The following is a 23,666-nucleotide window of genomic DNA, read 5'->3' on the forward strand; positions in this document are numbered from 1 at the left end:
CTATGTAGCCTCGGTGTCATCTCCATGAAGTTACGGTGACGGTTGGGTGACAAGCCTCATGTCGCAAATCTGTCATGGGCCTGCGCTAGGCTCGCGGGCTTGAATGCCCCCTTGAGTGTGTGCCCATGGTCCGAGGCCTGTTGTGTGTTGTTGTGCTGTTAGTCAGCGTTACCGCTCGCGCTGAAACCTGGCCCGAAAAAGAATGGACCACCGGCAAGCCACTCCAGGGCCCCGCTGTCGATGCCCTGAACGCCTATGCTTTCCCAGCCCGTGACGACGCCACCCGCCAAGGCATCCGTACCGACGCGCTGCTGGTGATTCGCGATGGCGAAATCATCTATGAACACTACGCTGCGCCGACGACCGCCAGCACGCCGCACCTGACTTGGTCGGTGAGCAAAAGCCTGATGGCCACGGTGCTCGGTGTGGCCTACGGTGAAGGCCGTTTCAAACTCACCGACGCCGTCGGGCGCTTCTATCCGCCGATGAAACAGCACCCCAAGGTGAGCATGGCCGACTTGCTGCACTGGGCCTCGGGTCTGGATTGGCAGGAGGACTATGAATACGCGCCGTTGAAGTCTTCTGTCGTGGCGATGCTCTACACCCGTGGGCGTGGCGATATGGCGCAATTTGCCGCTGATACCGAAGCCGCCGCCGAACCCGGCCAGGCGTTCCGTTATTCCAGCGGCGACAGCAACATTTTGTCCGCTGCGCTCAAAGGCATGCTCGGCCACAAGGCCTATATGAGCTACCCGTGGGATGCGCTGTTCAAGCCGTTGGGCATTCGCAACGCGACATGGGAAACCGATGCCGACGAAACCTTCGTCGCTTCCTCCTACACCTACCTCACCGCGCGCGATCTGGCGCGGGTCGGCTTGCTGATGGCGCGGGATGGGCGCTGGGGTGAACAACAGTTGTTGCCCAAAGAGTGGGTGGCCTTCAATCGGCAGCCATTCGACAACTACAAAGCGGGCCAGGATGAAGCTGTGCCTGGCGGCCAATGGTGGCTCAACAAGGGCGTGCCACAACCCTGGCCCGACGCACCCGCCGACACCTTCGCCGCACTGGGGCACTGGGGCCAGGCACTGTTTGTGCTGCCCGACGAACACCTGGTGATCGTGCGCTACGGCGATGACCGCGACGGCAGCTATCGGCATAACGAACTGCTCAAGCGCGTGCTGGCGGCGGTGCGGTCATGATTCGCCGTCGCCCGTTTACCAGCTTGTTTGTGCTGCTGTTGCTCGCCTTGTTGGGGTGGATCTGGCACGAGCGCGTCAACCTGCAAGCCTTCCCTGACATCATCGCGGCGTACACGGCCAAGGAGTATTGCTCGTGCCGGTATGTGCAGAACAATCCGGCGCAGTATTGCCTGGGGTATGTGAAACAGTACGTGCCGACCAGTGCGTTCACCGACACGCCGGAACGCAGTGAAGTGACGGCGAGTGGGTTGGGGCGTACGCACACGGCGAGGTGGATGGGGGAGAGGCAGGGGTGTCGCCTGATTCCTTGACACCCCACGTTACCCCTGCGGGAGCGGGCTTGCTCGCGAAGGCCGTGGGCCAGTCAACTTACGTATTGGCTGGCATTGCGCCTGATTCTTTGCTGATGTCGGGCCTCGGGTGAGGCCCGGTTGAACTACCTGAACTCCAAAGCAATGGCTACAGCTGCCATCCAAATCAGGGCTGTAAAGATCATCGTCGTAACGATGGTGAGATACCGTTTCAGATAGGGTGGAAAGTTTTTAAAGTCGACGGGGTCCAAGTCGCCTAAGCGAATGTGGGATTTTGGCAACAAGATCATTCCAGCGATTTTTGACATTTCCAAAAGAGACCAAATCAAACCTCGTTTCCCGAGGCTGTCTCCCCAAAGGTAGATATAACGGCTGTTTTTCAAAGCCTCCTTTATGGTGTCCAAGTGACGGTGGGTGAGGTACAGGCTGAATGCGAGGCCAGTAAATCCAAGCAAGAGCGGGCCGCCAGCCACAATCCAGAACGCCAGCCAGGATTTCCAAAACTCTTCTGTCGTCATGGCAAACTTTTCTCATAGAGAATCTCTCCGCCCATTTCGCCACCTTTACCACCGATAGTCGTACCCACCCAAGCGCCCGTCCCAACCAAAGCCGCCACACAGATAACGCCCCCTATACCTGTCGTAACACCCAGCCCTAGGCAAACCGTACTACCAGCAACACCACCTGCCCATCCGCCAAATGCACCGCCGCCAACCGAGCCGGCGAACTTTCCACTCTCTGTGAACTTGATTTTTTCGCAAGCCGCCCCGGAATCGTTATTGCAAACCTGCTGTATCGCCAACGAGGAAGATACACCGCCAAGGCCAATCCCGATGTAACCGCCCCCCTTCATGTATCGGGTAGCGCGGCTGGTCGCTTCCACATGCGCCGAGTAACCCGGAATCTGCCCAGGCCCACCCGCTTTGTCCCAGTGATGCACCAAACTGCGACTGGATATACCCAAGGCCGTTTTCAACTTGGGATGATCGCCCAGGGTGGTTTGGCCACGTAAGCGCGTTGAGTTCAGCAGATGGGCATCCAATTGGTTCATTAGACGTTGGCGGTCCGTGAAGAACTGCGGCGATTGAAGATGACCGTGCTGGCGATAATTTTGTTGATGCAGACGCTCGATGGCTTGAAGGGTGTCGCGCAGACTGGTCAGGTGTTTTTCCATCACCACCGCACTGACGCCAAGCCAGGTTGAGGTGTGGCCGATGAAACCGGCGATTTCGGCACCGTGGCGATACAGAAAATCCGCCTCGTCCGGCGTCAGCGAATCCAGCGATGCGCTGACTTGTTGTGCCGCCTGCATCAGTTGCGCTTCCTGATAGGTGCAGGAGGTGTTGTTCGGATCGCTGAGCACGATCATCGATCCGGCTTTGACATGGCTTGTATTGGGATTCAATGATTGAAACCTGCGCATCACAGCCGGATCACGAATTGGAAACAGCGTGGCTTCCAACGCTTCGCGAGTCACGCTTTTGGGTACGATGTAAAAACCTGGCTCCTGGCTCGAGAGGCTGTTAAATACGGGCGGCGCCGACTGGTTTGCCGGGGCGTAAGCGTTTTGAAAAGCCGTTGGCCGGACCGGCTCGGCGGCTTGCCTGTTGGCCCTCACAACCGAGCCACCTGTGTTGTGGTACTTGGCTGAAAACACCGACGGCACCAGCTCGGCTTTACAGGGACAGTCGCTGTAACTATCCAACGTACCGGCCATCAGCCGACCATGGCTGTTTATGTGGGAAACGCCACCGACGATCTTATAAGTCTGTCCGTCCTTGCCACAGGTGACTCGGTCACCTTCGCACGCATGGAGAAGGCCATTTATGTTGACTCTTCCATCCCCGTCCAGCACTTGCCCGCCGCAGGTGGTCTTGTCACCCAGGCCAATGAAATAACCTACGCTCATTGTTTTTCCCTTTGTCCATGAAGTTTTGACCCGTACTTTCCTTCTCGTCTCGATAAGAAAACTGACGCATGACGCATTTCAATCGAGGTAAACGAGCAGGAGAAAGTCAGTGGCAAGCCAAACTTTGGAGAGGGATTTACTTAGGGTAAAGTCAGACGGTTCCGAGGTTTTCGTCGTAAAAATCTGATGCATCAGCGGCGCCCGATGCAGTGCACCGGGCGTGTACTACCTACTGCGGAGTTTGACTACCGGGCTGCATCGCGAGCAGCAGGTCATCAATGATGGCTTTGCCCATTTCGCCCAGGTAATGCGAGGCGAATGCAAACCTCTCGGCCCTTGGGTCCATGGCGGCTTCAAGGGAGAGCATTTTGGCGTAGTAGAGCACGTGGGAGGCGTGTTCGAGGGCTTCCACGAGCGGAACCCCGGCGTTGACGCGGAACAGTTTGATGTGGCTTTTGTTTTCTCCGCAGTCTGCGAAGGTGGCGGCGCCGATGGTTTCGGCTGAGGGTATTTCGTACGGCATAAGCTTGCTCCTTTGGTACAACCAAAAAGAGCTTCTTTCTCGGGATTCCACGCCCGGTCGCTGATGAGCAGCGACGGTGGGGAGATTAACGCTATGCACGCGGCCTCGCAACCGGTGGCAGATGGCTGTTGTGGCGAGGGGGATGCTCGGGTAACGGTGGGTCAGCTACGAATGTTTGGCTGACACTCCGTCATCGGGGGCAAGCCCCCTCCCACATTGGATTTGCGCCGTTTATGAGATTGCGCTTAAGGTTCGCCCAGGTTTTTTGCCCCATGAGTCTTTATGTTCAATGTCAAACCGCTGGCCTTCGCGTTGCTGACCTGTGCCACCGTGCCTGCCCACGCCGACTGGTACCTGGATAACGAATCCTCACGCCTGTCCTTTGTTACCACCAAAAACACCGAGATTGCAGAAGTGCACCGCTTCCTGGTGCTGCACGGCAAGGTCGACGGCCAGGGTGCGGCCCAGGTGCAGGTGGAGCTGGAGTCGATCAACAGTGGTATCCCGCTGCGTGACGAGCGTATGCGTAAGCAGCTGTTCGAGATCAAGCAGTTTCCCGAAGCGTTGATCAGCACCCAGATCAACCTGCAGCCGATCAATGACTTGGCGTCCGGCGCGCAATTGGAGTTGCGCCTGCCGCTGAGCATCACGTTGCATGGCAAGACCCACACCTACAACGCCGAGCTGCTGGCCACGCGTCTGGATGACCGGCGCTTTCAGGTCGTGACCCTGGAGCCGGTGGTGGTGCGCGCCGAAGATTTCGAGCTGCAGCCCGGTGTGGCCGCGTTGCGCAAGGCGGCGGGGTTGAAGTCGATCAGTTTGTCGGTGCCGGTGGGTGCGGTGCTGATCTTCACGGCGCGCTGACATGGGCGGCGCGGTGTTTCCCTGGCGCAGCGCCAACCGTTTCGAGCTGTTGATCGACGGACCGAATTTTTTCCCGCAGATGCTCGTGGGCATCGCCCGCGCCGAGCGGCAAGTGGATCTGGAACTGTACCTGGTGGAAGCCGGGGCCTGTGCCGAAGCGATGGTGCAGGCGCTGGTGCTCGCGGCTGAGCGCGGGGTGCAGGTGCGCTGCCTGTTCGATGATTACGGCAGCCTGGCATTCACCCTTGGGCTGCGCAAGCGTTTGACGGATGCGGGCGTGGAGCTGCGCTTCTACAATCGCCTGAGCTGGCGGCGCTGGATGCGCAACCTGTACCGCGACCACCGCAAGCTGCTGCTGATCGACCAGGATATCGCGGTGATCGGCGGGACCGGCGTTACCGATGAATTCTGGACGCCTGGACACGACACGGCTGACTGGCATGAAGTGATGGTGCAGATCAGCGGCCCGCTGGTGCTGGACTGGCAGGCCTTGTTCGACCGCCAGTGGCACGCCAATGCGGCGCGCCGTGAATGGAAACCGGCGACCCATTTCGGTTTGCCGCGCTTGCCCAAGGTGCCTGCCACCGGGCCGGGGCTTGGTCGTGTGGCGTATGCCGATGCCCGTCAGCATCGCGATATCCTGCAGTCGTTGATTCGCGCCTTGAACAGCAGCAAAGGGCGTATCTGGCTGGCGACGCCGTACTTTCTTCCGACCTGGAGCGTGCGCCGCGCCTTGCGCCGTGCGGCCGGACGCGGTGTGGATGTGCGTTTGCTGCTCACCGGCCCGCGTACCGATCACCCGTCGGTGCGCTATGCCGGGCACCGTTATTACCCGCGTCTGCTGCGTTCAGGCGTGCAGATCTTTGAATACCAGCCGTGCTTTTTGCACCTGAAGATGGTGCTGGTGGATGACTGGGTCAGTATTGGTTCGTGCAATTTCGACCACTGGAATCTGCGCTTCAATCTGGAAGCCAACCTGGAAGCGCTGGACCCTGAGTTGACGCAGGCGGTGGCGGGCAGTTTCGAGCGCGATTTTGCGCAAAGCCAGGCGGTCAGCCTGGAGGCGTGGAAGGCGCGGCCGTTGTGGCGGCGGGTGAAGCAGCGGGTGTGGGGGTGGATTGATCGGTTGGTGGTGAACCTTCTCGACCGGCGCGGCTAGTCGAATCACCTCAATCAAATGTAGGAGCGAGCTTGCTCGCGAAAAACGTCAACGATAACGCGGGCTTTCTGAATGAACGCGGCGTTTGTGAGTTTTTCGCGAGCAAGCTCGCTCCTACATACAGCTTTAGATCAAAGTAGCTCGAAGCTCTGCTGCTGCACATCCTGGGAGTCCAGCCCGATCTGCACATTGAACTCACCCGGCTCTGCGGCGAACTTGAGCTGGGCGTTATAGAACTTCAAGTCTTCCTCAGTGATGGTGAAGTGCAAGGTGCGTTCTTCACCGGCCTTGAGCATGACTTTCTGGAAGTTCTTCAGCTCTTTCACCGGGCGGATCATCGAGCCGGCCACGTCCTGGATATACAACTGCACCACGGTTTCGCCATCGACCTTGCCGGTGTTCTTCACGGTGACGCTGGCGTCGAGCTTGCCGGTCTTGTTCAAGGTAGTGGACGACAGCGCCATGTCCGACAGGCCGAACGTGGTGTAGCTCAGGCCATAGCCAAACGGAAACAGGGGACCTGTGGTGTCATCGAAGTACTGCGAGGTGTAGTTGCCCGGCTTGCCCGGCGTGAACGGCCGGCCGATGCTCAGGTGGTTATAGTAGGTGGGAATCTGTCCCACGGAGCGTGGGAAGGTGATTGGCAACTTGCCCGACGGGTTGTAGTCACCGAACAGCACGTCGGCGATGGCGTTGCCGCCTTCGGTCCCGGAGAACCAGGTTTCCAGGATCGCGTCAGCCTGTTGGTTCTCTTCGAGAATCGACAGCGGCCGGCCGTTCATCAGCACCAGCACCAACGGCTTGCCGGTCGCCTTGAGCGCCTTGATCAGGTCGCGCTGGCTTTGCGGGATGTTCAGGTCGGTGCGGCTCGACGACTCGTGGGACATGCCACGGGACTCGCCCACGGCCGCGACAATCACGTCAGCATTCTTTGCAGCCTTTACCGCTTCATCAATCAACACTTGGGCGGGGCGCGGGTCATCCACCACTTCCGGGGCATCAAAGTTGAGGAAGTTGAGGTAGTCGAGCACCGCCTTGTCGCCGGTGATGTTGGCGCCGCGAGCATAGATCACTTTGCCCTTTTCGCCGATCACGGCGTTCATGCCGTCAAGCAGGGTCACCGACTGTTCCGGCTTACCGGCTGCGGCCCAACTGCCCATCATGTCGATCGGGGCCTTGGCCAGCGGGCCGACCAGCGCGATGGTCGCGGATTTTTTCAGCGGCAGGGTGTCGTTGTGGTTCTTCAGCAACACCAGGCTGCGGCGCGCGATGTCGCGGGCATCGGCGCGGTGCAGGCGGCTGTCGGCATAGGTGTCGGCCGGGTCGTCCTCGGCCTTGCCGATGCGCAGGTACGGGTCCTTGAACAGGCCCATGTCGTACTTGGCGCCGAGCACTTCGCGCACGGCGTTGTCGATGTCGCTCTGCTCGATCTCGCCGGACTTGAGCAGCCCCGGCAGTTCCTTGCCGTACAACGTGTCGTTCATGCTCATGTCGATGCCGGCCTTGATCGCCAGCTTGGCGGCTTCACGCCCGTCCTTGGCCACGCCGTGCTTGATCAGTTCGAAGATCGCGCCGTGGTCGCTCACGGCCAGGCCCTTGAAGCCCCAGTCCTTGCGCAGCAGGTCGTTCATCAGCCAGGTGTTGGCGGTGGCGGGCACGCCATTGATCGAGTTGAGCGCCACCATCACGCCGCCGGAACCGGCCTTGATCGCCGCATGGTAGGGCGGCAGGTAATCCTGGTACATCTTGACTGGGCTCATGTCGACCACGTTGTAGTCGCGGCCGCCTTCCACCGCGCCGTACAGAGCGAAGTGCTTGACGCTGGCCATGATGCTGTCGGCATTCGCGGCGCTGGCGCCCTGGAAGGCCTTGACCATCACTTCGGCAATGCGCGACACCAGGTAGGTGTCTTCGCCGAAGCCTTCAGAGGTGCGGCCCCAGCGCGGGTCGCGGGAGATGTCGACCATCGGCGCGAAAGTGATGTCGAGGCTGTCGGCGGCGGCTTCCTGGGCGGCGATGCGCCCGGAGCGGCCGATGGCGTCCATGTCCCAGCTCGAGGCCAGGGCCAGGCTGATCGGGAAAATCGTGCGATGGCCGTGGATCACGTCGTAGGCGAAGAACATCGGGATCTTCAAGCGGCTGCGCATGGCCGCGTCCTGCATCGGGCGGTTTTCCGGACGGGTGATGGAGTTGAAGGTGCCGCCGATGCGGCCGGCGGCGATTTCCTTGCGGATCAGCTCGCGGGGCATTTCCGGGCCGATGCTGATCAGGCGCAACTGGCCGATCTTTTCATCGAGGGTCATCTGCTTGAGCAGGTCGCTGACGAAGGCGTCCTTGTCTTTAAGCGCAGCAGGCTTTGTTTCTGCCCATACGGGGTGGCTGGCCAGAGTGGCAACAAGGCCGAGCAAACACAGCTTCTTCATGAATATCCTTTTTCGGCTCACTGCACAGCGGTCAGGCTGATCGGCCAAAATGTGGGGAGCATCTATTGTTGTTCGGGTGTTGTTCAGATAAATGCAGCACACTCTGAACTCTTTTTCGCGCTGGGCATCTTTGTAGCTGATTGGCTCGAAGCATTCCAGTGGTGGCGGATTATGCCCCAAGCGCGTGGTTTATAGGGTTAGTCATCACATTCCATCCAGATTGGGCAGGAGAAACACCATGCAAGCAGCACAAGGTTACCGCTGGGGCTTGAAAGCCGCGGCGCTGTTATTGATCAGCAGCGTGCTGAGCGGTTGCGGCATCAACAACATCCCGACCCTGGACGAACAGGCCAAGGCGGCCTGGGGCCAGGTGCAGAACCAGTACCAACGCCGTGCCGACCTGATTCCCAACCTGGTGGAGGTGGTCAAGGGTTACGCCGCTCACGAGCAGGACACCCTCACTGCGGTGATTGAAGCGCGGGCCAAGGCCACCTCGATCCAGGTGGATGCGAGCACCCTCGACAACCCGGAAAAGCTCAAGCAGTTCCAGCAGGCCCAGGACGGCCTGAGCGGTGCACTCAGCCGTTTGATGGTGGTGTCCGAGCGCTATCCGGACCTGAAGGCCAACCAGAACTTCCTGGCCCTGCAATCGCAACTTGAGGGCACGGAAAACCGTATCGCCGTGGCCCGTCGCGACTTTATCCAGGCCGTGCAGAACTACAACACCGAGATCCGCACGTTCCCGGGCCGCCTGTGGCACAGCGTGATGTACAGCGACTTGCCGATCCGCGCCACATTTGAAGCCACCAGTGCCGATGCCGATAAGGCACCGCAGGTGAAGTTCAAATAACGCTGCCTTGAGGTGTCGATGCGTTTATTACGGATAGGCCTGGCGCTGTGGCTGCTGGGTTGCGTGGGCATGGCCCAGGCGGCCCTGACCTTCCCGGCCTTGACCGGGCGGGTGGTGGACAACGCCCAGATGATCGACCCTGCGGTGCGCGAGCAGCTGACCCAGCAATTGCAGGCGCTGGAGCAGACCTCCGGTGACCAGATTGTGGTGGTCACCGTGCCCGACCTGCAGGGCGTGCCGATTGAGGACTACGGTTATCAGTTGGGCCGCGCGTGGGGCATCGGCCAGAAGGGCAAGGACAACGGCGCGCTGTTGCTGGTTGCCCGCGACGAGCGAAAGTTGCGCATCGAAGTCGGCTACGGCCTGGAAGGCGTGCTGACGGATGCGCAGTCCTGGGTGATCATCAATCAGGTGATCGCGCCCAAGTTCAAGGCCGGCAATTTCAGCCAGGGGATCAGCGACGGTGTCGCGGCGATGATCCAGGTGGTCGGCGGTGAACCGCTGGCGGTGCCGGCCCATGTGGCGGAGGCGAATTTCGCCAAGGACAATCCCGGGTTTTCCATCGGTTTGTTCGTCCTGCTGATCGGCGTGTTGTGGCTGTGCAACCGCATGGGCCTGCCGGTGGGCGCCATCTTGCTGGCGATCCTCAGCAGCAGTGGACGCGGCGGCGGTGGGGGCGGCGGTGGCGGTGGTTTCCGCGGCGGCGGCGGGGGCTTTGGTGGTGGCGGGGCGTCGGGCGGCTGGTAATGACAATAACGAAAATAGAGCATCTACAACCATGGCATTACTGACTGAACACGAGCAGCGCCAAGTGGCCGAGGCAATCGCCCGGGTCGAGCAACAGACCGACGCCGAACTGGTCACGGTGCTGGCGGCGCGTGCCGATGACTACGCCTACATCCCGTTGCTGTGGGCCAGCCTGATCGCGTTGGTGGTGCCCGGTGTGGTGCATTACTTGTCGGGCTACCTGACCATGTACACCTTGTTGCTGGCGCAGTGGGCGACTTTCATTGTGCTGTGCCTGGTGTTTCGCTTGCCCAAGGTCACCACCCGTTTGATCCCCCGCTCGGTGCGCCATTGGCGCGCCTCGAACCTGGCGCGTCGCCAGTTCCTCGAGCAGAACCTGCACCACACGCTGGGCAGCACCGGGGTGCTGATTTTTGTCAGCGAGGCGGAGCGTTATGTGGAAATTCTCGTCGATGACGGTATTTCCAATCGCCTGGATGACAGCAGTTGGGACGCCATCGTCCAGGCGTTTACCCAGCAGGTGAAACAGGGGCAAACGCTGGCAGGGTTCATTGCCTGCATCGAGGCGTGTGGTGAATTGCTCAAGGTGCATGTGCCGGTGACGCAGACACGCAATGAGCTGCCCAATCGCCTGGTCGTACTTGAATAACCAGATCAACACAGTTCCAAATGTGGGAGGGGGCTTGCCCCCGATAGCAGTGGATCAGCCAATACATTTGTAGCTGACAGACTGCCATCGGGGGCAAGCCCCCTCCCACATTTGGATCTGCTTTGGCTGCTGGAACTGACCATTGGTCAAATAACTCCGTGCCCTGGTCGGTTATCCCCCCTAAAATGCCCGGCATTCTTTGCCCGAGGCGTTTTTGTTCATGTCCGTCACCGCTCATTCCGCCAGCCCTGCGCCGGATCATCATGCCCAGTTCATCGACCTGCTGAACGCAAGCCTGGCGCAGAACGCCTTTATCAAGCTGGTGCTGGCCAAGTACGTCGGTGATGAAGCCGAGCTGCAGCGGCTGATCATCAAGCCTGTGACGGTCAAGGAGCAGCCATGCCTGTCCTTCGTCTACCGCTACAAGACCCGCGACATCACCAAGAACCTGGCGCTGGCCGACGGCGTGGCGGCAGTAGCCGAGCTGCTGCCGGCCTCGTTCAAGAACGCGCACTTGTTGTCGCTGACTGACGAAGCCCAGTTGGAATACAGCAAGAAGAACAAAAGCTCGTTGTTCAAAAGCAAGCCGCAGCAATTGCGCGAGGCGCCATCGGCCGAGCACAACCGCGAGAAAAATCGCTTCCTCGACCTGAGCCGGCCGTTCCTTGCCGACCTGGGCGTGACCGACGCCAGGCAGGCATTAATTCCGTCGATGTCACGCAAGTGGAAGCAGATCAACAAGTTCATCGAAGTGTTCAGCCACGCGCTGACGTCGTCGCCGTTGCAGCTCGACCAACCGGTGCGCGTCGCCGATTTCGGCTCGGGCAAGGGCTACTTGACGTTCGCGATTCACGACTACCTGCGCAACACGCTCAAGGCCGAAGGCGAAGTGACCGGTGTCGAGTTGCGCCAGGACATGGTGACCCTGTGCAACGAAGCGGCCGCGCGCCTGGAACACCCGGGGTTGGTGTTCAAGTGCGGCGATGTACGCAGCGTTGCGCCGAGCCAGCTGGACGTGATGATCGCCCTGCATGCCTGCGATATCGCCACCGATTATGCGATTCACACCGGCATCCGTTCCGGCGCGTCGATCATCATGTGTTCGCCGTGCTGCCACAAACAGATTCGCCTGCAGATCCAGAGCCCGGCGCTGCTCAAGCCGATGCTGCAATACGGCCTGCACCTGGGCCAACAGGCGGAAATGGTCACCGACAGCTTGCGTGCGTTGTTTCTCGAAGCCTGCGGGTATGAGACCAAGGTGTTCGAGTTCATCTCGTTGGAGCACACCAACAAGAACAAGATGATCCTGGCGATCAAGCGTGCCGAGCCTTTGGACAATACGCAGTTGCTGGCGAAAATCCAGGAACTCAAGGCGTTCTACCACATCACCGAACATTGCCTGGAAACCCTGCTGCGCGCCGATGGTTTCTTGAACTAGGCGCGGGGCCCATGTGGGAGGGGGCTTGCCCTAATGCCAGTCAGTTAAGCGTATACCGCCCTCTGTAGGAGCGAGCTTGCTCGCGAAAAACGTCAACGATAACGCGTGCTTCCTGAATGAACGCGGCGCCTGTGAGTTTTTCGCGAGCAAGCTCGCTCCTACCGGTGTCGCAATCAGAAGAACCGCGTCACGCTGATCTTCGCATCGCGCCCCTTGGTATAGGCGCGGTCGCCGCTCAACGCCGGGCGGAAGTTTTCGTTGAACAGGTTGTCCACGGTGAAGTTCACCTCGGTGCCTTTCAGATACGCCTGCTGCGGTGTCCATTTGGCGAACAGGCCCTGGGTGTTGTAGCGCTTGTTGCCGTACTGGTCGTAGAACAGATCGCCCACACCGGAGCCCGGGCCGCCGGAATATTTGTCGCTGGGCAGGCGGTCGGTGGCGCCGATGAACTGGCCCATCCAGCCCACCTGGGCATCCCAGGCCGGGATGTGGGTGCCCAGCACCAGCACCCATTTGGTTGGCGGAATATCCCGCGCCCCCACATCCGGGCCCCAGGGGTTGGTGTAGGCGCCTTCGTGCTGGCCTTTGGCGTAGGCGAACGACACTGAGCCGAACAAATAGGTAGAGTTATAGATCGACTCGATTTCAATGCCCTTGATGGTCAGGCCGCCGATATTGCGGTAGTTGGACATCGCCCCCGGTGGGCAGGCGGAGCCAATCGTGCCGCCGTTGACGGCCTGGTTCTGGCAGCCCACGCCGGTGGCCTTGAAGATTTCGTCTTCGACCTTGTTGTGGAACAAGGTGGTGCGCAGTAGCAGGTTGTCATCCTGGACGAGGAGATTGTCGAAGCGGGTGATGTTGCCCAGGGTGATCGAGGTGATGCGCTCCGGGTCCAGGTCCACGCTGGTGGCGGTGCGGCTGCCCAGGCCCTGCACTTCGTATTGCTCGTCGATCACCGGCGCACGCCAGGTCTGGCTCCAGTTGGCGAACAGGCCGACGTTGGGCGTGACCGTCCAGAACAGCGCCAGGCGCGGCGACCAGCCGGTGTAGGTGCGGTCGCTGTAGTCGTGGCCGATCGCAGGGTCAGGGTTGTTGTAGTACGGCGCATCATTGCCTTCGCCTCGGTTGCGCACATGGTCGTAGCGCAGCGACGGGGTAATGGTCAGGTCGCCAAGGGTCACCGCGTCCTGAATGAAGAAGCTGTTGGTGTCGACCTTGCCGTGGGGCATGAAGCCCGGCTGAAAACGGCCATAGTTGTAGCGCGGCGTATTGTAGGTGGCGCCGGGCATCCACATTTCTGTTTCACGCACGTGCTTGCGCACCTGCCCGCCGACTGTCAGCGCATGCTGCAGGGGGCCGGTGTCGAACAGGCTGACGTTGCGGATATCCAGATGCTTGTCGGTGTAGGCGGTGTCCATCTTGCGCCCGCCGGTGGCCAACTGGAAAAACGCGGTGGCGTCGCGCTCGTCGCTCTGTTCGGTGTTGGACTGGGAGTACTTGACGGTCACGTCCACCAGCGGATTGTCCAGCGGCTGGTAGTGGTACTTGCCTGACCAGGTGGTGTCGACGGTATCGCGGTGCGCCAGAAAGCGCTTGAGTGCGCCTTCATAACCGTAGCGGTCGATGTTGGCCTGGGTCGGCGGTGTCGGGTAGCTGGCGGCGGAGAAGGGCGTCCATCGATTGCTGTGGGAGCGCGAGTAGGACAGGCCGACACTGTGCTCCTCGGTGAAGTACGCGTTGACCTTGAACAGCTTGCCGTCCACATCCTGGGCGCTGTTGGGCAGGCGCTGAGGATTGATCGGGTACTGGTTGTTCTCGTTGGGCAGCTTGGCGGCGACCTTCATGTCACCGCCGTCGCGCTGGGTCAGGTAGGCCAGCGCGTCGAAACGACCGTCGTCGGTGCGGCCATACACGGCACTGCTGTAGACCTGTTCATGGTCGTTGCTCGAGTAACCGTATTTGAGCATTGCGCCGCTGTTGCGGCCATCCTTGAGCAGGTCCGGGGCATCCTTGGTGGTCATGTTGACCGTGCCGCCAAAGCCGCCGTTGCCGGTGAAAGGCGAGTTCGGGCCTTTCTCTACCTCGATGCTCTTGATCAGCTCGGGCTCGATAAAGACCGTGCCCTGCTGGTAGCGCTCGAAACCGCTCTTGGTCGCGCCATCCACGGTCATCGGTACGTCTTCGGCATCGCCGAAGCCACGGATGTTGATGGTTTGGCCGCCGGGCTTGAGCGAGCCGCCCTGGCTCACGCCGGGCAGGGTCTGCAACAGGCTGGGGATGTTATTGGACTGGTAGCGGTCAATGTCGGCCTGGGTCAGGGTGGAGCGATTGACGGTACTGGAGTCCACATCGTTGCCGGTGCCGATCACGCTCAAGGTATCGAGCTGGATCGTGCTGCCTTGTGTGGTCTTGCCCGCATCGGCGCGTACCACATAGGTCGTGCCAACCCTGATCAGGGTGAATTCCCCGCCTTTGAGCAAGGTGCGAATCGCCACTTCCGCGCTGTATTGCCCCTTGAGGGCCGGGGCCTGCACATGCTTGAGCAGCGCTTCATCGAACAGCAGCTGGATTTTCGCCTGCCGGGCGACCTGGCTCAGGGAGGTCGCCAACGGCTGGGCCGGCAGTTGCAGCGTGAATGACTCGGCCTGGGCGCTGACGTTGAACGCCAGGCAGGCGGCAAGCAGGGTCGGTCGAAGAAACAGGTGCGAAGCAGGGCAAGGCGCGCGAAACATGAAATCCCCCGGTGCGGCTAAATAGCCAAAAAGGTGTGCGTATCAAACGCAGACGGGAGGAAGACGGTGCAGGCAAAAAAATCCACACATGCGAATGCAAAATATTCTCATGTGTGGCTTACCGGCTCGATTCGATTCGCACAATGCCGTCGGCGGACGTCACGGTTTTCACCGGTAGCAGGGCGGGCAGGGCGTTGAGCAATGCGTCCGGGTCATTCACATCCAGGTTGCCCGACACCTTCAGTTGCGCCACGGCCTTGTTGACCTGCACAGGCGCCTGGGGACGGTACAGACTCAATTCGTCGATCAGGCTGGCCAGCTCGCGATTACGAAACGCCAAGTGCCCGCTGCGCCAGTCGGCGACGTCTTCGCCGTTGAGGGTTTGCTGTTGCAATGTGCCTTTGGCGTACTGGTAAATAGCGCGTTGCCTGGCTTGGAGCAATATGACCGGGCGCTTTGCATCCGGTTCGAAGGCCACTTGACCATGGGCCACGCTGACCACCAGTTGCCGTTCGCTGCGGCGCACATCGAAACCGGTGCCCACCACCCGCACATTCGCCTCACCGGCTTGTACGTACAGCGGGCGCTCCTGGTCGGCGGCCACTTCGATGTACAGCTGGCCCTTGTCCAGGTGAAGGATGCGCTGGTGCGCGGTGAAATCCACGTGAATGCGGGTGTTGGCGTTCACATACAGGGTGCTGCCATCGGGCAGGTGCAGGGTGCGCATGCCCTTGGCATGGCCGGCAACCTGGGCGTGATACAGCTCGCGTGGCGCACCGAGATGAGGGGCAAGAACGGCGCAGAGCAAGGCGGCCGCGATTGCCAGCGCGGGGCGCCATATCGGTTTGCGCCGGGGCAGCGCCAAGGGTTTGTTCAATGGCTGCAACTGGGCGAGGTCCGTCCACAATTGCTCGAACTCGGCATAGGCCCGCGCATGGGCCGGGTTGGCCCGCCAGGCGGCGAAGGCCTTGCGGTCGACACGGTCCGCGTGGTTGCGATTGCGCGCGAACCAGCTGGCGGCCTGGGCATCGATGGCGTCGCTCGCTTCATTGTCCGGCACGTCGAGGTCGCTCAAGCGGTTCATTGGGGCTGCTCCGTGCCGGGTCCAGGTTGAAGACGTCGCTTGCAGTGCAGCAGGGCAAAGGCGATGTGCTTTTCCACCATGCTCGTTGAAATGCCCATGCGTGCGGCGATCTGTGCCTGGCTCAGGCCTTCGAAGCGATGCAGCATGAGGGCTTCGCGCCGACGGGGCGAGAGTTCGGCGAGGACCTCTTTCAAGTGCTCCAGGCGCTGGAGGCGCAGCGCCGCGGCCATGGGCTCGTTTTGCTCGTCGGTGACGGCTTCGGCGGGGGCGTCGGCCGAATCGGCATGGACATTGCGGCGTACCTGCTGTTTACGCCAGTGATCGCGCAACAGGTTGCGCGCCATCTGAAACAGAAACGCCCGTGGCTGTTCGACCTTGGCCCGGTCGCGGTAGTCCAGCCATTGGGTAAACACATCCTGGGTCATGTCCGCCGCGTCACTGGCGTTGTCCGTGCGTTTGCGCAGGAAATGCAGGATATCTGCGTAGAACCCGCGGCAGGCATCGGCCGACAACGGGTCGGGCTTGGGACGAGACATGGATATCCTTCTTGACGCAGCACGGCTTGGAAAAGGTCGTGAATGATATCGAGAATTATTGTCATTTGTCTCTATTTAAAGCCTGTACCCATACACATGTGGGAGGGGGCTTGCCCCCGATAACGGTGGACCAGCCAATGAATTTGTAGGCTGACACACCGCAATCGGGGGCAAGCCCCCTCCCACATGTGATCTTCTTTGTTCACTGGATCAGTGTTCGACAGGCACTGACAGCGTTGGGTTACCCAGCGGATGGGTGCGCGCTGCAAAGAATTTCAGTGCCATGCCGGTGCCCTGGAATAACTGCGAATACCGCTGCTTCTGCTGGCGAATGAACCCGTCGCTGCGCCCCGATACCGAAATGGCCAGGGTGGTGATGTTGGCCTGGCGGATCGCATCCACCAAGTGCTTGTCCTGCGGCCCCAGGTCATGGCCGAACATGCACAGCGCGCCTTCGTGAGTGAGCAACTGCTCATAACAGAACGACAGATAATCCGAACTGCGGATGGTCTTGAGCTTTTCCTCCACCTTGCCTTCACTGACGAACAGCGGCACATCGTCCAATGTCTTGATCGTGTTGTTGATCGCGAAACTGCTGAGCAACGTACTGTCGGTGGACGGCAGTTTGCGCGCGGTACCGTCGAGGTTGCGCACCAGGTGCAGGCCGCCGTGCAGGTACAAAATACGTGTGGCGTCGGTGCGGGTGTCGCACAGGTCGAAGCTTGAATCGGCGCTGCGGAACAGGTCGTCGATACCCGGCGTGTGCAGGATTGCCCAGTAGTTGAGCAGGTCATAATTGCTGGTAAACACCGTGGTGTAGCGGGCCAGCTCCGCGTTGATGGTCGCCAGGGTCGAAGGCTGTACCAGGCGCCAGGGAATATGCACGGTGTGGATCGTATTGATCAGTGCTTCCTTGATCGCGTAGTAGCGATTGCGTGGCGCCGCCGAGCTGACCGCCAGAGCCTTGTTGACGCGGCTGGTGGTTTTCAGCGCGCCCAGGGCCTGCTCGAAACTGCGGGTTTGCAGGGCATCGAACACGCTGAGTTCGGACTGGCTCAGGGGCTTTTCTTCCACCGTGCGAGCGTTTTCAAACAGCGAGTCGTAGGCGAAGTCTTCCCAAATCGTGCGGCTTGCGCCGTTGCCGATCAGAATCCCATTGAAGTCGATGGCGTCGCGCAGTGCGCTCCAGTCGTCAAGGTGGGCGTCAATATCCTGGAAATCCTTCATTGCGGCGGGTCTACTCGAAATCGGCTGGACGGTGACTTTATCACGAGCCGGCATTGATCCTGATCAACATGCGGCAAGCGGTACCGGTGGATTCTGTGGCTATAAAGCCCCTGAGGATCGACCATGAGCAGCACGTTTTTTATCCCCGCCGTCAATATCATGGGCATCGACTGCCTCGAAGAAGCCATGCTCGCCATCGCCAATTACGGCTTTCGCAAGGCGTTGATCGTCACTGACCAGGGCCTGTGCAAAGCCGGCGTGGCAGGCATGATCGCCGAGAAGCTGGCGATGCAGGACATCGATTCGGTGGTGTATGACGGCGCCAAGCCCAACCCCAATGTGGAAAACGTCGAGAAGGGCCTGGCGTTGCTGCAACAGAGCGCCTGTGATTTTGTGATATCCCTGGGCGGCGGCTCGCCCCATGACTGCGCCAAGGGCATAGCGCTGTGTGCGACCAATGGCGGGCGTATCGGCGACTATGAGGGGGTCGACCGGTCGAGCAAGCCGCAATTGCCGTTGGTGGCGATCAACACCACTGCGGGCACGGCCAGTGAGATGACGCGTTTCTGCATCATCACCGACGAAACCCGCCACGTGAAAATGGCCATCGTCGATCGCAATGTCACGCCGCTGCTGTCGGTCAACGACCCGGCATTGATGGTCGCCATGCCCAAGGGCCTCACCGCCGCCACCGGCATGGATGCCTTGACGCACGCCATTGAAGCCTACGTGTCCACCGCCGCTACACCGATCACCGACGCGTGCGCAATCAAGGCCATCGAACTGATCAGCGCCAACCTGCGCCTGGCGGTACGCGACGGCAGCGACATGGCCGCGCGGGAGAACATGGCGTATGCGCAGTTCCTCGCAGGCATGGCGTTCAACAACGCATCGCTGGGGTTCGTGCATGCCATGGCGCACCAACTTGGTGGCCTATACGACCTTCCCCACGGCGTGTGCAATGCGGTGTTGTTGCCCCACGTGCAGAGTTTCAATGCCAGTGTCAGCGCCAAGCGCTTGAGTGACGTGGCTCGCGCGTTGGGTGCCGATATCAAGGGGGTCACCCCGGAAGAGGGCGCGCAGGCCGCTATCGTCGCGATTCGCGCCTTGTCCCAGGACGTGGAAATTCCCGCCGGCCTGCGTGAACTCGGCGCCAGGTTGCAGGATATTCCGCTGCTGGCGAGCAATGCGCTGAAGGATGCGTGTGGCCTGACCAACCCACGGCGGGCGGACCAGCGCCAGATCGAGGAGATCTTTCGCAGCGCGTTTTGACAGGGACAGCTTCGAGCTGCAAGCGGTAAGCTACAAGCTGAATGCGTTCAACTTGAGCGTGAAGCTTGCGGCTGAGGTCCCCCCATGAGAGTTCTGTTATTCGGCGCCACCGGCATGGTCGGTCAGGGCGTGCTGCGCGAGTGCCTGCTGGCGCCCGACGTGCAGGAAGTGGTCGCTGTCGGGCGCACGCCCTTGACCCAGGAGCACGGCAAGCTGCATCAGGTGTTGCACAGCGACATGCTGGATTTCCAGCCCCTGGAAAACCTGCTGCAAGGCTTTGATGCGTGCTTCTTCTGCCTGGGCGTTTCCTCGGCGGGTATGAATGAAGTCAAGTACACCCACCTCACTTACGACCTGACGTTAGTCGCCGCCAGCACCCTGGCGCGGCTCAATCCGCAGATGACGTTTATCTATGTGTCCGGCGCTGGCACTGACAGTTCCGAGGCGGGCAAGTCAATGTGGGCACGGGTCAAGGGCAAGACCGAGAACGCCCTGCTGCGCTTGCCGTTCAAGGCGGTCTATCTGTTCCGGCCGGGGATCATCCAACCGTTGCACGGCGTGCGTTCGAAGACGCCGTTGTACCAAGCGTTCTATCGCGTGCTCGGGCCGCTGCTCTCGTTTTTGCGTCGGATGAAGCCGAGCTGGGTGATCAGCACCGAGACCGTCGGCCGTGCGATGCTGCAGGCGGTGGGCCATGGCGCGCCGCAACCGGTGGTCGAGCAGCGCGATATCCATCACCTGGCCGTTGAGCGCGGCTGATCAACCCGCCGTCGCTGCCCGCACCGGCGCGGCGCTGAACTGAATCAACACCACCGCGCCAATCAGCAACAAAGCTCCGAGCACCCGCGGCGTGGTCAATTCACGCTGCGCAAGGCCGAACAGCCCGAAATGGTCGAGCAGCAATGACGCCAGAATCTGCCCGGCCATGGCCAGGGCGATAAACCCTGATGCGCCCAGCTTGGGCAACAGCATCAAGGCCAGCGAGATGAAGCACACGCCAAATGCGCCGCCGGCCCATATCCACAGCGGTGCCTGGGTGATAAATGTCAGGCTCGGCAAGGGCAGCCGTAGTGCGATGATCACCGGCAGCAATACAATGATGCTCACCAGCAGGGACGCCAGCGTTGCCCACAGCGGATGGCCAAGTCCGCGACCCAGGTTGGCGTTGATCGCACTCTGAAACGGCACCACGGCGCCGGCGATCACCGCCAGCAGCAACAAACCCAGCCAATGCAATGTTGTCATGTGAATCTCCCAAAAGGTTTTGCTGGACTCTAGGTTATTCCTCGCGCAAATTTAAATTCCAAATTCTTATGCCGAGCATGCAGCTGATGAATGATCTGCGCCGTTTCGATCTCAACCTGCTGGTGATTCTCGACGCCCTGCTCAGCGAGCAACACGTCACCCGCGCCGCCGAGCGCCTGCACCTGAGCCAACCGGCGGTCAGCCATGCGCTGGCGCGTTTGCGTGACCTGCTGGGCGACCCGTTGCTGGTGCGTCAGGGCGGCGCATTGATAGCCACGGCGCGTGCGTTGGAGTTGGCTACGCCGTTGGCAGAGGCCCTGGGCCAGGTGCAGGCGTTGCTGGCGCCGAACCGTTTTGACCCGGCGTCGGCCAAGCGCCGGTTTCGGGTGGCGATGTCGGACTACAGCGCGGCGATTTTCCTGCCGGGGCTGGTGCGTCTGTTGCGCCGCGAAGCGCCGGGCATCGACTTGCAAATCATCCAGGCCAGTCGCGAAGGCATGGTCGACGGCGTACTCAATGGTGATCTCGATCTGGCCGCTGGGGTCTTCCCTGACATGCCGGCCGAACTGCGCACGACGCCATTATTCGAGGAGCATTACACCTGCCTGATCGACCGCGACAGCCTGCCGAAAACCGGCGTGCTGGACCTGCCTGCCTACTTGTCACGGCCCCATGTCCTGCTGGAAATGCGCGGCAGCGGCACGCCGGAAATCGAGCGTGCGCTGGCCGCCATTCGTGAGCGGCGGCATGTGGCAATCAGCCTGCCGCACTGGGGGGTGGCACCGCAGTTGATTCAGGGCACAGACCTGATCCTGACCGTCTCATCCCGGGGCCTGCTCAACATCGATCAAGCACACCTGATAAGCGTACCGCCGCCGTTTCAAATTCCATCGTTTGCGTTTGAACTGGCCTGGCATGCGCGGCGGGGTGGGGATACCGGGTTGCAGTGGTTGAGGGGGCGGATGCAAGGTGTGCTGAAGGGCTGAGCAGTCGCTACCACGAGGTGGGTGGCTGACGGCGGGTGTGAAAAATTCGCATAACTTGCAGTCGCCCGTCACGAATACGGTAAGGAACGATGTAGGGCCATCGCGGCACCACCCATTCACGCGTCCCCGGGACCCGGCCCTTTTTTCCCAGCGCGGGAAATTGCGCAATGTGTTCGAGCCCGGTCAACATCGCCTGGACGAACTCGGATGCGGCTTTGGGGTTTTCTTCAGCGATAAAGGCCGCTTCGTCATCAAGGTTTCTGAGGGCTGCCCTCAGCCACTCAACCTGCATTGTTGCGCCATTTATCAGCGACGGCTTTTACCTCAGCAGGCGTCGCGAAATCTCCCGCATCGGCTTCTTCCAGTGCTTTTTGAATCTCTTCGATTTGCCATGCTTCACGTGCCAGGTATTCGCGCAACGCATCAACAGCAAGGAACGATTTGCTGCGACCGGTCGCTTTGGCGAGACTGGCAAGTGTATCGGCGACGTCTTCCGGTATCCGCAGAGACATAACAGACATACAAACCTCGATGTAGTGATATGTAGTGCGCCATACTACAGCGTCATCCGATGGAGCGTTTGTCCCGTTCGTCAGGGCATTGCGGACGATTGCCGGCGTAGGGAATGGCGCAACAAATGAAGTTTTACCCGTAGCCCCGGAACCTGCAGAATCGCTGCCTCTTTCAACAATTGCCAGAGCCACGCCAATGACCCCATCCCTGCTGTTAGCGGTCCTTGCTTCCGGGTTTATCTACGGTATTACGCCCGGCCCTGGCGTGTTGGCCGTGTTCGGCATCGGCGCCGCCCGTGGCCGTCGAGCCGGTGCCGGTTTCCTGGGTGGGCATTTGCTCGGCGACGTGGTGTGGTGCAGCACCGCTCTGGTGGCGATTGTGGGGGCGCGGGAAGTCGGCAGCAGTGCGTTTGATGTACTCGGCGTGCTCAGCGGGCTTTATCTGTTCTGGCTCGGCTGGCGCGCCATCCGCACTCAGCGCCGTAGCGGCGACGCCCCTCAGGGCGCAGCGCGGCATCCGTTCTGGCACGGCATTCTGTTCGGCCTGACCAACCCCAAGGCGTACCCGGTGGCGGTGGCGACCTTCACGGCATTGCTCTCCAGTCGTGCCGAGTTGCTGACGTGGTCGATGCTGCCGTCGCTGATTTTTCTGAGTTTTATCGGCGGCCTGCTGGCCTACGCGATCCTGATTGGCGTAGTCGGTGCCCGAGGTGTGCGTATGGTGTATCAGCGTCACGAAATCCTCATCACGAAGCTGTGCGGCGTGATGTTTATCGGGTTCGCCATCAACGCTCTAGCGCACGCATTGCCGGGCCTGTTTGCAAGCAGATCCGCCTGAATCGGAAACGACCGTTCGTCGCACTGGAAAGTTTTTTCTAAACCTTTGCCGCGTGCAAAATTCGAATCCAGGGCGAGGTGCAGTTCCCTCGCCCCTATTTTTGCACTGGAGGAACCCATCATGAGCCGCATGGCTATCCGGTTACGCACCGCCAGTTTCGCGATGCTGCTGGGCCTCGGCGCCAGCAATGCTTTCGCCCAGTCGCCTGCCGAATTCATCGAGCAGGCCTCGGCCAAAGGCATGGCCGATATCGAAACCAGTCGCATGGCCCACGCCAGAACCTCGTCCCAGGAAATCAAGGATTACACCATCGAGGTGATCAACGAGCGCACCCTGGCCAACCAGCATCTGGCGGCCATCGCCAAAAAACTCGACTTGCCGGTGGCGCCGCGCGAGAAGATCGTCGACAAAGCCGAAACCCTGATGCCCGAACTCAAGGACGGCGACTCCTTCGACGCCGCCTATACCGCGCAGCAGGTCAAGGAAAACGAAGACGCCATCGCCCTGTTCAAGCAGGAAGGCGCGGCATCGAATGTGCCTGAGATAAAAGCGTTGGTGGACGAGACGCTGCCCAAGTTGCAAGAGCGTCTGCAAAAAGCCCGGGCCCTTGCATCGACCTACGGCAAGGGGCACCAGGGTGACGGTTGAAGCGGCCCCTTGAAATGAAAGCGGCGGTTGGATGCTCTCCAACCGCCGTTTTTTATGCCTGGTTCAAATCGGTTTTCGGCGGCGCCGCATCGTCGGCGGCGGGCCCGCAACTGCTGTTGAGGCTCAAGCTGCCGGCTTTGCCGATCTCGCGGTATTCCTGGCGAAGCTTTTCAAGCTCTTTACGGTCCAGGCCGTCCAGACTCAACACGGCGTTCTGCGCGTCCTTGGACACACGCAACAATTCGTCGATCTTGATGTGCAGGATGTCGTTGTCGCGGTTCTGTGTGTTCTGGATCAGAAACACCATCAGGAAGGTGATGATGGTGGTCGAGGTGTTGATGATCAATTGCCAGGTGTCGTTGTAATGAAAGTACGGCCCGCTCAGGCTCCACGCCAGGATCAACGCCACCGCCGCGTAGAAGGTTCGGGGGCTGCCGGCCCAGCGCGATAGGGTTTGGGAGACTGCAGAGAATTTCATGACCGTTTTCCTCGTAAAGGGTGATGAAAATTCTGA

General features: G+C 60.5%; 25 protein-coding genes. 13 read left to right on the top strand and 12 right to left on the bottom strand.

Annotated features, from left to right (window positions below):
* Positions 1–125 precede the first annotated feature (125 nt).
* Together MRY17_RS06675 and MRY17_RS06680 are read left to right on the top strand one after the other, a co-directional pair.
* Complete coding sequence (locus MRY17_RS06675) at positions 126–1,199, top strand: serine hydrolase domain-containing protein (RefSeq protein ID WP_124422723.1); 1,074 nt, start codon at positions 126–128, stop codon at positions 1,197–1,199.
* A complete protein-coding gene (locus MRY17_RS06680; RefSeq protein ID WP_243353466.1) occupies positions 1,196–1,510 on the top strand; it encodes an amidase in 315 nt (104 codons plus the stop codon). The genes MRY17_RS06675 and MRY17_RS06680 overlap by 4 nt, the downstream gene beginning before the upstream one ends.
* 125 nt (positions 1,511–1,635) lie before the next feature.
* Here the strand turns inward: MRY17_RS06680 and MRY17_RS06685 are convergent, their stop codons facing one another.
* From MRY17_RS06685 to MRY17_RS06695, 3 genes are all read right to left on the bottom strand, one after another.
* Positions 1,636–2,028, bottom strand: coding sequence for a hypothetical protein (locus MRY17_RS06685; protein WP_243353467.1), 393 nt, complete (start codon positions 2,026–2,028; stop codon positions 1,636–1,638).
* The gene (locus MRY17_RS06690) at positions 2,025–3,419 is read right to left on the bottom strand and encodes a PAAR domain-containing protein (protein WP_243353468.1); all 1,395 of its coding nucleotides are present in this window, start codon (positions 3,417–3,419) and stop codon (positions 2,025–2,027) included. Before MRY17_RS06690 ends, MRY17_RS06685 begins: the two co-directional genes overlap by 4 nt.
* Before the next feature lie 229 nt (positions 3,420–3,648).
* Positions 3,649–3,942: a DUF3077 domain-containing protein gene (locus tag MRY17_RS06695; RefSeq protein WP_243353469.1), complete on the bottom strand. Its 294-nt coding sequence runs from the start codon at positions 3,940–3,942 to the stop codon at positions 3,649–3,651.
* Between the two features lie 282 nt (positions 3,943–4,224).
* On the opposite strand from MRY17_RS06695, the gene MRY17_RS06700 reads away from it, so the two are divergent.
* Together MRY17_RS06700 and MRY17_RS06705 are read left to right on the top strand one after the other, a co-directional pair.
* A complete protein-coding gene (locus MRY17_RS06700) occupies positions 4,225–4,806 on the top strand; it encodes a YceI family protein (protein ID WP_243353470.1) in 582 nt (193 codons plus the stop codon).
* Position 4,807: 1 nt separating this feature from the next.
* Positions 4,808–5,965, top strand: a complete 1,158-nt coding sequence (locus MRY17_RS06705) for a phospholipase D-like domain-containing protein (protein WP_243353471.1) — start codon at positions 4,808–4,810, stop codon at positions 5,963–5,965.
* A 131-nt stretch (positions 5,966–6,096) separates the two neighbouring features.
* On the opposite strand, the gene bglX is transcribed toward MRY17_RS06705, so the two are convergent.
* Positions 6,097–8,388 carry a beta-glucosidase BglX gene (bglX, locus tag MRY17_RS06710; RefSeq protein ID WP_191951473.1) on the bottom strand — a complete coding sequence of 764 codons (2,292 nt, stop codon included), beginning with the start codon at positions 8,386–8,388 and terminating at the stop codon, positions 6,097–6,099.
* A gap of 238 nt (positions 8,389–8,626) precedes the next feature.
* Here bglX and MRY17_RS06715 point away from each other — a divergent pair, with 238 nt between their 5' ends.
* From MRY17_RS06715 to MRY17_RS06730, 4 genes are all read left to right on the top strand, one after another.
* Positions 8,627–9,238 carry a LemA family protein gene (locus tag MRY17_RS06715; RefSeq protein ID WP_057723098.1) on the top strand — a complete coding sequence of 204 codons (612 nt, stop codon included), beginning with the start codon at positions 8,627–8,629 and terminating at the stop codon, positions 9,236–9,238.
* 18 nt (positions 9,239–9,256) lie between these two features.
* Positions 9,257–9,985: a TPM domain-containing protein gene (locus MRY17_RS06720; protein ID WP_057723097.1), complete on the top strand. Its 729-nt coding sequence runs from the start codon at positions 9,257–9,259 to the stop codon at positions 9,983–9,985.
* Between the two features lie 31 nt (positions 9,986–10,016).
* Positions 10,017–10,634 carry a TPM domain-containing protein gene (locus MRY17_RS06725; protein WP_181285836.1) on the top strand — a complete coding sequence of 206 codons (618 nt, stop codon included), beginning with the start codon at positions 10,017–10,019 and terminating at the stop codon, positions 10,632–10,634.
* 220 nt (positions 10,635–10,854) lie between these two features.
* Complete coding sequence (locus tag MRY17_RS06730) at positions 10,855–12,072, top strand: class I SAM-dependent methyltransferase (RefSeq protein WP_181285835.1); 1,218 nt, start codon at positions 10,855–10,857, stop codon at positions 12,070–12,072.
* Between the two features lie 173 nt (positions 12,073–12,245).
* Here MRY17_RS06730 and MRY17_RS06735 read toward each other — a convergent pair whose 3' ends face one another.
* From MRY17_RS06735 to MRY17_RS06750, 4 genes are all read right to left on the bottom strand, one after another.
* A complete protein-coding gene (locus MRY17_RS06735; protein ID WP_243353472.1) occupies positions 12,246–14,804 on the bottom strand; it encodes a TonB-dependent receptor in 2,559 nt (852 codons plus the stop codon).
* Between the two features lie 118 nt (positions 14,805–14,922).
* Positions 14,923–15,888, bottom strand: coding sequence for a FecR family protein (locus MRY17_RS06740; protein ID WP_243353473.1), 966 nt, complete (start codon positions 15,886–15,888; stop codon positions 14,923–14,925).
* Positions 15,885–16,424 carry an RNA polymerase sigma factor gene (locus MRY17_RS06745; protein WP_181283900.1) on the bottom strand — a complete coding sequence of 180 codons (540 nt, stop codon included), beginning with the start codon at positions 16,422–16,424 and terminating at the stop codon, positions 15,885–15,887. The genes MRY17_RS06740 and MRY17_RS06745 overlap by 4 nt, the downstream gene beginning before the upstream one ends.
* A gap of 210 nt (positions 16,425–16,634) precedes the next feature.
* Positions 16,635–17,651, bottom strand: coding sequence for a DUF4917 family protein (locus MRY17_RS06750; RefSeq protein WP_191951469.1), 1,017 nt, complete (start codon positions 17,649–17,651; stop codon positions 16,635–16,637).
* Positions 17,652–17,774: 123 nt separating this feature from the next.
* Between MRY17_RS06750 and yiaY the strand changes: the two genes are divergently transcribed.
* A complete protein-coding gene (gene yiaY, locus MRY17_RS06755) occupies positions 17,775–18,923 on the top strand; it encodes an L-threonine dehydrogenase (RefSeq protein WP_181283901.1) in 1,149 nt (382 codons plus the stop codon).
* An 84-nt stretch (positions 18,924–19,007) separates the two neighbouring features.
* A complete protein-coding gene (locus MRY17_RS06760; RefSeq protein ID WP_243353474.1) occupies positions 19,008–19,682 on the top strand; it encodes an NAD(P)H-binding protein in 675 nt (224 codons plus the stop codon).
* Here MRY17_RS06760 and MRY17_RS06765 read toward each other — a convergent pair whose 3' ends face one another.
* Entirely contained in the window at positions 19,683–20,168 is a 486-nt protein-coding gene (locus MRY17_RS06765; protein WP_181283903.1) for a DMT family transporter, read from the bottom strand.
* A gap of 77 nt (positions 20,169–20,245) precedes the next feature.
* Between MRY17_RS06765 and MRY17_RS06770 the strand changes: the two genes are divergently transcribed.
* Positions 20,246–21,154, top strand: a complete 909-nt coding sequence (locus MRY17_RS06770; protein WP_431768376.1) for a LysR family transcriptional regulator — start codon at positions 20,246–20,248, stop codon at positions 21,152–21,154.
* A 7-nt stretch (positions 21,155–21,161) separates the two neighbouring features.
* On the opposite strand, the gene MRY17_RS06775 is transcribed toward MRY17_RS06770, so the two are convergent.
* Together MRY17_RS06775 and MRY17_RS06780 are read right to left on the bottom strand one after the other, a co-directional pair.
* Positions 21,162–21,446, bottom strand: a complete 285-nt coding sequence (locus MRY17_RS06775; RefSeq protein ID WP_181283905.1) for a type II toxin-antitoxin system RelE/ParE family toxin — start codon at positions 21,444–21,446, stop codon at positions 21,162–21,164.
* On the bottom strand, positions 21,436–21,675 hold the full coding sequence (locus MRY17_RS06780; RefSeq protein ID WP_065893451.1) for a CopG family ribbon-helix-helix protein: 240 nt from the start codon (positions 21,673–21,675) through the stop codon (positions 21,436–21,438). The genes MRY17_RS06775 and MRY17_RS06780 overlap by 11 nt, the downstream gene beginning before the upstream one ends.
* Positions 21,676–21,862: 187 nt before the next feature.
* Between MRY17_RS06780 and MRY17_RS06785 the strand changes: the two genes are divergently transcribed.
* Both MRY17_RS06785 and MRY17_RS06790 read left to right on the top strand, forming a co-directional pair.
* Positions 21,863–22,504 (top strand): LysE family translocator, encoded by a 642-nt coding sequence (locus tag MRY17_RS06785; RefSeq protein WP_191955269.1) that lies wholly within the window; start codon positions 21,863–21,865, stop codon positions 22,502–22,504.
* Between the two features lie 120 nt (positions 22,505–22,624).
* Positions 22,625–23,152, top strand: coding sequence for a DUF4142 domain-containing protein (locus MRY17_RS06790; protein ID WP_181283907.1), 528 nt, complete (start codon positions 22,625–22,627; stop codon positions 23,150–23,152).
* Between the two features lie 52 nt (positions 23,153–23,204).
* Here the strand turns inward: MRY17_RS06790 and MRY17_RS06795 are convergent, their stop codons facing one another.
* A complete protein-coding gene (locus tag MRY17_RS06795; RefSeq protein ID WP_181283908.1) occupies positions 23,205–23,630 on the bottom strand; it encodes a low affinity iron permease family protein in 426 nt (141 codons plus the stop codon).
* Positions 23,631–23,666: the final 36 nt, after the last annotated feature.

This window comes from Pseudomonas orientalis, assembly GCF_022807995.1.
Lineage (GTDB): Bacteria > Pseudomonadota > Gammaproteobacteria > Pseudomonadales > Pseudomonadaceae > Aquipseudomonas > Aquipseudomonas orientalis_B.

What these genes read in the sequence shown, in the direction of transcription:
- MRY17_RS06675 (WP_124422723.1), top strand. Translation starts at nt 126, where the DNA reads ATGGTCCGAGGCCTGTTGTGTGTTGTTGTGCTGTTAGTCAGCGTTACC.
- MRY17_RS06680 (WP_243353466.1), top strand. Translation starts at nt 1,196, where the DNA reads ATGATTCGCCGTCGCCCGTTTACCAGCTTGTTTGTGCTGCTGTTGCTC.
- MRY17_RS06685 (WP_243353467.1), bottom strand. Translation starts at nt 2,028, where the DNA reads ATGACGACAGAAGAGTTTTGGAAATCCTGGCTGGCGTTCTGGATTGTG.
- MRY17_RS06690 (WP_243353468.1), bottom strand. Translation starts at nt 3,419, where the DNA reads ATGAGCGTAGGTTATTTCATTGGCCTGGGTGACAAGACCACCTGCGGC.
- MRY17_RS06695 (WP_243353469.1), bottom strand. Translation starts at nt 3,942, where the DNA reads ATGCCGTACGAAATACCCTCAGCCGAAACCATCGGCGCCGCCACCTTC.
- MRY17_RS06700 (WP_243353470.1), top strand. Translation starts at nt 4,225, where the DNA reads ATGTTCAATGTCAAACCGCTGGCCTTCGCGTTGCTGACCTGTGCCACC.
- MRY17_RS06705 (WP_243353471.1), top strand. Translation starts at nt 4,808, where the DNA reads ATGGGCGGCGCGGTGTTTCCCTGGCGCAGCGCCAACCGTTTCGAGCTG.
- bglX (WP_191951473.1), bottom strand. Translation starts at nt 8,388, where the DNA reads ATGAAGAAGCTGTGTTTGCTCGGCCTTGTTGCCACTCTGGCCAGCCAC.
- MRY17_RS06715 (WP_057723098.1), top strand. Translation starts at nt 8,627, where the DNA reads ATGCAAGCAGCACAAGGTTACCGCTGGGGCTTGAAAGCCGCGGCGCTG.
- MRY17_RS06720 (WP_057723097.1), top strand. Translation starts at nt 9,257, where the DNA reads ATGCGTTTATTACGGATAGGCCTGGCGCTGTGGCTGCTGGGTTGCGTG.
- MRY17_RS06725 (WP_181285836.1), top strand. Translation starts at nt 10,017, where the DNA reads ATGGCATTACTGACTGAACACGAGCAGCGCCAAGTGGCCGAGGCAATC.
- MRY17_RS06730 (WP_181285835.1), top strand. Translation starts at nt 10,855, where the DNA reads ATGTCCGTCACCGCTCATTCCGCCAGCCCTGCGCCGGATCATCATGCC.
- MRY17_RS06735 (WP_243353472.1), bottom strand. Translation starts at nt 14,804, where the DNA reads ATGTTTCGCGCGCCTTGCCCTGCTTCGCACCTGTTTCTTCGACCGACC.
- MRY17_RS06740 (WP_243353473.1), bottom strand. Translation starts at nt 15,888, where the DNA reads ATGAACCGCTTGAGCGACCTCGACGTGCCGGACAATGAAGCGAGCGAC.
- MRY17_RS06745 (WP_181283900.1), bottom strand. Translation starts at nt 16,424, where the DNA reads ATGTCTCGTCCCAAGCCCGACCCGTTGTCGGCCGATGCCTGCCGCGGG.
- MRY17_RS06750 (WP_191951469.1), bottom strand. Translation starts at nt 17,651, where the DNA reads ATGAAGGATTTCCAGGATATTGACGCCCACCTTGACGACTGGAGCGCA.
- yiaY (WP_181283901.1), top strand. Translation starts at nt 17,775, where the DNA reads ATGAGCAGCACGTTTTTTATCCCCGCCGTCAATATCATGGGCATCGAC.
- MRY17_RS06760 (WP_243353474.1), top strand. Translation starts at nt 19,008, where the DNA reads ATGAGAGTTCTGTTATTCGGCGCCACCGGCATGGTCGGTCAGGGCGTG.
- MRY17_RS06765 (WP_181283903.1), bottom strand. Translation starts at nt 20,168, where the DNA reads ATGACAACATTGCATTGGCTGGGTTTGTTGCTGCTGGCGGTGATCGCC.
- MRY17_RS06770 (WP_431768376.1), top strand. Translation starts at nt 20,246, where the DNA reads ATGCAGCTGATGAATGATCTGCGCCGTTTCGATCTCAACCTGCTGGTG.
- MRY17_RS06775 (WP_181283905.1), bottom strand. Translation starts at nt 21,446, where the DNA reads ATGCAGGTTGAGTGGCTGAGGGCAGCCCTCAGAAACCTTGATGACGAA.
- MRY17_RS06780 (WP_065893451.1), bottom strand. Translation starts at nt 21,675, where the DNA reads ATGTCTGTTATGTCTCTGCGGATACCGGAAGACGTCGCCGATACACTT.
- MRY17_RS06785 (WP_191955269.1), top strand. Translation starts at nt 21,863, where the DNA reads ATGACCCCATCCCTGCTGTTAGCGGTCCTTGCTTCCGGGTTTATCTAC.
- MRY17_RS06790 (WP_181283907.1), top strand. Translation starts at nt 22,625, where the DNA reads ATGAGCCGCATGGCTATCCGGTTACGCACCGCCAGTTTCGCGATGCTG.
- MRY17_RS06795 (WP_181283908.1), bottom strand. Translation starts at nt 23,630, where the DNA reads ATGAAATTCTCTGCAGTCTCCCAAACCCTATCGCGCTGGGCCGGCAGC.